Annotated in this window: 5 protein-coding genes, 1 tRNA gene and 1 pseudogene; 5 read left to right on the top strand and 2 right to left on the bottom strand. The window is 55.9% G+C overall.

Annotation, left to right across the window (positions count from 1 at the left end; all coding sequences use genetic code 11):
• Nucleotides 1-347: pseudogene (locus tag JE47_RS0119095) on the top strand (Uma2 family endonuclease); the annotation flags it as partial.
• 470 nt (nucleotides 348-817) lie between these two features.
• Here JE47_RS0119095 and JE47_RS0119090 read toward each other — a convergent pair.
• Both JE47_RS0119090 and cfa read right to left on the bottom strand, forming a co-directional pair.
• Nucleotides 818-892: transfer RNA gene (locus JE47_RS0119090), tRNA-Met, on the bottom strand.
• A gap of 271 nt (nucleotides 893-1,163) precedes the next feature.
• The gene (gene cfa / locus JE47_RS0119085; RefSeq protein WP_367620647.1) at nucleotides 1,164-2,294 is read right to left on the bottom strand and encodes a cyclopropane fatty acyl phospholipid synthase; all 1,131 of its coding nucleotides are present in this window, start codon (nucleotides 2,292-2,294) and stop codon (nucleotides 1,164-1,166) included.
• A 212-nt stretch (nucleotides 2,295-2,506) separates the two neighbouring features.
• Here cfa and JE47_RS0119080 point away from each other — a divergent pair, with 212 nt between their 5' ends.
• The 4 genes from JE47_RS0119080 to JE47_RS0119065 all read left to right on the top strand — a co-directional run.
• On the top strand, nucleotides 2,507-2,977 hold the full coding sequence (locus JE47_RS0119080) for a MarR family winged helix-turn-helix transcriptional regulator (protein ID WP_028459096.1): 471 nt from the start codon (nucleotides 2,507-2,509) through the stop codon (nucleotides 2,975-2,977).
• Between the two features lie 84 nt (nucleotides 2,978-3,061).
• On the top strand, nucleotides 3,062-4,540 hold the full coding sequence (locus tag JE47_RS0119075; RefSeq protein ID WP_035420011.1) for a ComEC/Rec2 family competence protein: 1,479 nt from the start codon (nucleotides 3,062-3,064) through the stop codon (nucleotides 4,538-4,540).
• 33 nt (nucleotides 4,541-4,573) lie between these two features.
• The gene (locus JE47_RS0119070; RefSeq protein WP_236631314.1) at nucleotides 4,574-6,253 is read left to right on the top strand and encodes a S9 family peptidase; all 1,680 of its coding nucleotides are present in this window, start codon (nucleotides 4,574-4,576) and stop codon (nucleotides 6,251-6,253) included.
• Nucleotides 6,254-6,336: 83 nt separating this feature from the next.
• A partial coding sequence (locus tag JE47_RS0119065; protein ID WP_160173297.1) for a helix-turn-helix domain-containing protein occupies nucleotides 6,337-6,691 on the top strand: 355 nt, incomplete at its 3' end.

Here is a 6,691-nt window from a genome sequence, read left to right as displayed (position 1 = left end):
GGGGGTGGGTGTATCTGGAGCTGGCCGACCTGTGGGTGGGGGTGGAAGGCGACCACGTGGTGTGTTACACCGACGACGGCACGGCGTTTGGCGACTACGCGACGGTGGTGCAGCAGGCGGCAGAAGCTGAGGCGCGAGCGCGAGCAGCGGAAGAACAGGCGCAGCGGGAAGCGGCAGCGCGGGCCGAGGCGGAAGTGCTGGCACGTGCAGCAGCGGAACAGGCGCAGCGGGAAGCGGCCGCACGGGCCGAGGCGGAGGAACAGGCCCGACGCGAAGCCGCAGCGCGGGCCGCGCTTGAAGCCCGTCTGCGTGAGCTAGAGGCCGAGTTGCGGCGGTTGCGTGGATGAGCGGAATGATCAGCGATACGTACAGCAGCGCTCCCCCTATCGCGATGGACGATAGGGGGGCAACATATCCAATCCTCGGTCACCTTACGATACTTAGGATGCGGGCCAGAGGCCCGCGCACCCTGGCAAAGGGGCAACATATCTAATCCTCGGTCGCCTTACGCTACACTGACGAAGGTCTGTGTGTGCGCTGCTTCATCCAGTTCTCGAAGTGTTCCGAACCCGAGTACGTTGAAAAGCTGTCGAGACCGTACATCTTTCACATCAGAAGTCTGCGTCTGAGCATGCGGCATCTTTCCTGGCCGACGATTACCAATGGTAAGCGTGAGGTTGTCTGCCATGACGTTTGCAGGCGCTTATGCGCAAGGTATCAGAGCATCTGCCCGATATACGCGCATCAAGCATGATAAATTGTTGTGTTCTTCAAGACATAAAAAGAGCGATAGAGTATCATAACTCTATCGCTCTATTGGTAGCGGCGGCAGGATTCGAACCTGCGACCTTCGGGTTATGAGCCCGACGAGCTGCCACTGCTCCACGCCGCGTCGGCACTGAATAATATAGCAGTTTTGCTGCGTATTGTCAAGAGAGTTTTCACCAGATTCGCTACAATGTATTGTTGTGCATTCGAGAATGTTCCTGCGCGCACAAGGTTTCAACGTCGTCAGTGTTCGTTCGAGTTCACCAATATACTGTGTACAACACCGGTCACCGGAAAACGCCCGTAAGCACGATGAGGGTGGGTGCCAGACTCGCCCATTTTCTGTGCGCATAACAGAGCGAGTGCTAGACGCCCACTAGTGATAATCCAGTAAGCTACCGCACCGACCGATACCCGCCATTCACTCCACGCGGCGAAAGCACCAGTTGCCAGAGCTGACTGGCCCGCGCCATAAAGCTGCCGGCACTCATAAGCAGGTATAGTCGCCACATACGGTAAAAGCGCTCGTCGTAACGGCTTGCCAGTTGCGGCCACGCACGCTCGAAGTTGGCATGCCAGGCTTTCAAGGTGGTCACGTAGTTTACCCCGAAATTGTGCCAGTCTTCCAGTACAAAGAGACCCTCAAATGCGGCAGTAATGAGGCGCGGCGAGGGGAGCATTGAGTTCGGGAAGATGTAGCGTTCAATCCACGAGTCACGCCCTTGATAGGCAACATTCGTGCCAATCGTGTGCAACAGGAATAGACCGTCGTCGCTTAACAAGCGACGGACGACTTGCATAAATGTTCGATAGTTCCGGTAACCAACATGCTCGAACATACCAACCGAGATGATCCGATCAAATGTCCCCCTGGTCTGGCGGTAATCCTCTAATCTGATTTCAACCGGCAATCCGCAGCAACGCTCACTCGCCAGCCTGGCCTGCTCTTTCGAGACGGTGATGCCTACAACACGCACCCCGTAACGTTCCGCCAGATATTGTGCTGTTCCTCCCCAACCACAACCAATGTCGAGAACGCGCATCCCCGGTTGGAGATCGAGCTTACGGGCGATCAGGTCAAGTTTTGCTTCCTGTGCTTCATCGAGCGTGCGCGCTCCACTGTCCCAGTAGGCACAACTGTAGATCATCCTTCGGTCGAGCATGGCCTCATAGAGGTCATTTCCAATATCGTAATGTCGCTGGCCAATGACGAAGGCGTCCTTGCCACGCTGACGATTGATGAATCGACTGTCGAACCAGAGCGGAAGCTGTACGAACCAGCCAACCGCCTGTGGTGTTTGAACCTTCAGGAGCCGACAGATAAACTCATCAATCGCCGCACAATCCCACCAGCCATCCATGTAGGCTTCACCCAACCCTAATGAGCCGTGGAGCAAACAACGCAGGTATAATCGTTCATCGCGAACCTGAATATCCCAGGGCTGTGAGCCGTTGATTGTTATGCCGGCAGCATCGAGGAGCTGACGTGCATACGCACGCGCCCATTGGTGCAGACGATGGCGCATTGGTTTAGGTGCTTGCGACGCTGTACTCAGAGAAGTCAGTTCATGTTCTGTCATTGTGACATCCTCCCTACACTTACAAGACAATTGAACGTGCTTCTCAACCTTCCTTGCCACAAATTCACCTAAGATGCTACTTCATCACTTGTCACCTTCTTGAAAGAGCAGTATACTGCTTGCAAAGAAAACGGTTGCATATGTGCAGGTTTACTATTATGAAACAACACGAAGCTCGTTCTCATTTGCCACACCAGCTTATCCACGATGTCTATGTGCTGCTGGATGACGGGGATCGTCGTGCATTGGCGCATACGAACCTGACTCCACTTGAGTTTAACCTGTTGTTGCAGTTAGACCTTGAACAGGGTCAGCGACTGACCGATGTCGGAGCGAAGTTGCTATGCGTCAAGAGCACGATTACCCGTCTGGTTGATCGGCTCGAGCGTGAAGGGCTGGTACGGCGTAATCCCGACCCTGATGACCGTCGGGCACAACGATTAATCTTGACACCACGCGGAGCCGCAGTACGAGCTGAGGCGCTGGCAATGCACAATGCCGCTGTCGAACGTCGGATGAGCTTGCTCGATGAGGAGGAACAAGAGCAGTTGACGCGCCTACTTCTGAAGTTACGAGATGGGCTGGCTGCCGATCTGGCTGCGCAGCAGGCCGTTGAGACCGAATCATAGTAAGTTCTCCGCATTTGGGCGTATCCTTGCCTACCTGTAAACGGTATTTTATATAGTACCGTATGTTTAACGATAGGCAAGGATATGAAGCTCATTCAACTGGCAATCGGCTGGCTCATTGGGATAGCGCTCGCCGGATCGCTCAATCCCCCTTTTCACTGGTGGGCTGCGGCAACAGTGCTGGGGTGTGTAGTCTGTTTGTTCGACCGTAGCTTACAACGGTGGATGTCTTTGTCGGTGTTGTGTCTGCTGCTGGGTGGTCTTCGTGTTCTCGTCGCGCAACCTCTCTTTGGTCCCCAACATATCGAGCGGTGGACTGATGACTCCACGCATACCTTGATAGGATACGTGGCTGAAGAACCACGTCGTGATGATTTCGGCCAAAAAGTGGTTGTAGCCATTACGCATGCAGTTACATCAGAACAACTCTCACCGGCAGAAGGTCGAATCCTGGTACGATTCCCTCCCTATCCACAGTATTATCCGGGTGATCGTCTACAAATTGAGGGCCGTTTGAGTAGACCTGCCCTTGCCCAACGAGCAGGTGAATTCGATTATCGTGCTTACCTGGCCCGTCAGAATATCTTTGTCATCATGAACCGTCCAACCGCGATCCGGAAGCTCGATGCACCGACAGTAGACTGGGGCATCTCCGCCATCAGCCGGTTTCGCGAGCATTGTCGGCGGATCGTGTTGCGTCTTCTCCCCGAACCACAGGCAGCATTGGCAATCGGTATCCTGCTGGGGATTCAGGCTGGTTTGCCGGAAACGACTCGGAGTGCTTTTGCTGTCACCGGTACCTCGCATATTTTGGTGGTGTCGGGGTGGAATTTTAGCATCGCCGCCGCTGCACTGACAGCCCTTGCCCGTCTGTTACGATTGCCACCATGGCTGGCGTTCTGGTTGAGTCTAGCGGTCATGTGGGTCTACGCCGGATTTACCGGCGCATCGGCAGCCGTCGTGCGGGCAGCAATGATGGCCAGTCTTGCCCTGCTGGCTCGTACTGTGGAGCGTCAGAGTGAACCCTGGCGTCTCTTACTCGCTGCCTGCTGGTTGCTGACTTTGATAAATCCCTACACGTTGTGGGATTTGGGATTTCAACTGTCAGCACTGGCAACTGCCAGTCTCTTTGCATTTGGCAAGCCGGTTGATGTCTGGCTGGATCAGATGCACTGGCCGACACATCCGATCTCGGCGGCGATGCGTGAGGCGCTCGGTGCTACGCTGGCTGCCCAAGTGCTGACCCTGCCGCTTATGCTTTACCACTTCGGCAATCTCTCACTGATTGCGCCACTGGCGAACATCTTGATCGTGCCGGTCGTACCATTTGCAATGTTGCTCGGTGGTTGTGCGCTGATAGGCGGTCTGATCTGGTTACCCCTGGGCCAATGGCTAGCACTCTGGGCCTGGCTTCCGCTCAGTTGGATCAACAACGTGGCCACAATTCTCTCACAACCAGCCTGGGCTGTTATACCGTTCCCTACATTTTCACTCTGGGTTCTGGTGATCGCCTATACCGCCATTGCCGGTATATGGTGGCGCTGGCTACGCACTGTGGTATGATGAAAGAAACCGCGTCTAATAGGGGAATACGCTATGACCCAGATCGCCCCATACGGCACTTGGCGCTCGCCAATCTCGGCTGCTATGCTGGTCAGTCGGCAAGTTAGTCTGAACTGGCCGCAAATCGACGGTACTGACATCTACTGGGTTGAAGGTCGTCCCCAGGAAGGTGGACGAAACGTGCTGGTACGGCGCACAGTTGATGGCTCGATCAGCGATGTTACACCAGTTGGGATGAATGTTCGCACATTAGTGCACGAGTACGGTGGACGCAGCTTCGTCGTTGATCAGGGAGAGGTCTTTTTTGTTGAGTTCAACGATCAGTGCCTATACCGGCAACGATCTGGTGAAGCACCGGTTGCTCTTGGGACTCCAGCGGGAGTGCGCTTTGCCGAGATGCTGGTGGATCGCCAACGCAACCGACTGATTGCAGTTGCCGAAGATCATCGCGAGGGTGGCGAACCCCAAAACTACCTCGCGGCGGTTGACCTGACCAACGGTACGCTAACACCACTGCTCACCGGACGTGATTTCGTCGCTGCACCGCGCCTCAGTCCTGATGGAGCCTGGCTGGCCTGGTTGGCATGGGATCATCCCAATATGCCGTGGGATGCAGCCGAGCTATGGGTGGCACCGATCCAGACCGACGGCAGCCTTGGCGAGGCCCGCCAGCTTGCTGGTGGACCTGGTGACTCGTGTTTTCAACCTGAATGGACAACCGATGGTCATCTGTTGGTCGTATCCGAACGTACCGGCTGGTGGAATCTCTATCGCCTTGACCTTGCCGGTTATGCTACACCCCTGTACCCGCTCGAGGCTGAATTTGGTCAACCGCTCTGGCAATTAGGGATGCGCACGTATGTGCCGTTGACCGACGGTCGTGTGCTGGCCACGTTCCTCCAGCAAGGTCGCTGGTCTATGGTTGTTATTGACCGTCATGGGCAGCGCCGACCGATTGATCTACCGGTTTCGGTCGTGCATATTGTCAATGGAGCGGATCATCGGATCGTGTTTATTGGTAGTTCGCCCACAACACCGACCACGCTGTTTCTCCTTAACCTCGCCGATCAAACACTTTCTCCGATTCGTCGCAGTGGTGATTTGCCGGTTGACCCAGCGTATCTGTCGTTACCAGAGATGATTAGCTTCCCCAGCACCGGCGGTCGTACTGCTTATGGCATTTTCTACCCGCCCCACAATCCCGATTTTATCGCATCAGAAGATGAACAACCACCACTCCTGGTGATGATCCACGGCGGGCCAACGGCCGCTGCTCAACCGACGCTCCGGCTCTCGATCCAATACTGGACGAGTCGCGGAATTGGTGTACTTGATGTGAACTATGGTGGTAGCACTGGATTTGGGCGTGCTTACCGCGAATTACTCAATGGGGCGTGGGGTGTGGTGGATGTCGAAGATTGTATTGCTGGCGCCCAATTTCTTGCAGCCAGCGGTCGGGCCGATCCTGACCGTCTCTTGATAACCGGTGGCAGCGCAGGTGGATTTACTGTATTGGCAGCCTTGGCCTTTCATCGTGTCTTCCGGGCTGGAGCTAGCCACTTTGGGGTTGCTGACCTGGCTGCCCTGGCACGTGACACGCACAAGTTCGAGTCGCGCTATCTCGACCGGCTGATTGGCCCGTACCCCGAGCGGGCCGACCTGTATCAGTCCAGATCACCCCTGTACCATGCTGACCAAATTACTAGTACTTGACCACACTGGTCTCATAGGGTATTCTTTCTTCCACACTACTCTCGTGGAGGGAAGGAGCTATGCCCAGACCCAAAGCATACGTGGTGACGCTGACCGAAAAGGAGCGCTTGTCCCTGCTTGATCTCCTGAAGAAGGGGGAAGTGAAAGCCCGGATGGTTACTCGGGCCCGGATTCTGCTCCTTTCAGCAGAGGGCGCGACCGATCAATCGATAGCCGAGGTGCTCAAGGTGAATCCGCAGACGGTGCGGAACATCCGAAAACGGTTCGGAGAGGAGGGGCTGGAAGCCGCTTTGCAGGAGCGCCCCCGGCCTGGCGCCCAGCCGAAACTGGACAGCAAACAGGAGGCGTTCCTGATCGCCCTGGCCTGCAGCGCGCCGCCGGAGGGCCGGGAGCGCTGGACGATGCAGCTCTTGGCCGACCGGCTGGTGGAACTGAAGA

Origin of the sequence: Chloroflexus sp. MS-G (assembly GCF_000735195.1) — a bacterium.
Lineage (GTDB): Bacteria > Chloroflexota > Chloroflexia > Chloroflexales > Chloroflexaceae > Chloroflexus.
This window is presented reverse-complemented; position numbering and strand designations above follow the sequence as displayed.

Excerpts from the sequence above, each read along its gene's own strand:
- cfa (WP_367620647.1), bottom strand. The coding sequence starts at position 2,294 with ATGCGCCATCGTCTGCACCAATGGGCGCGTGCGTATGCACGTCAGCTC.
- JE47_RS0119080 (WP_028459096.1), top strand. The coding sequence starts at position 2,507 with ATGAAACAACACGAAGCTCGTTCTCATTTGCCACACCAGCTTATCCAC.
- JE47_RS0119075 (WP_035420011.1), top strand. The coding sequence starts at position 3,062 with ATGAAGCTCATTCAACTGGCAATCGGCTGGCTCATTGGGATAGCGCTC.
- JE47_RS0119070 (WP_236631314.1), top strand. The coding sequence starts at position 4,574 with ATGACCCAGATCGCCCCATACGGCACTTGGCGCTCGCCAATCTCGGCT.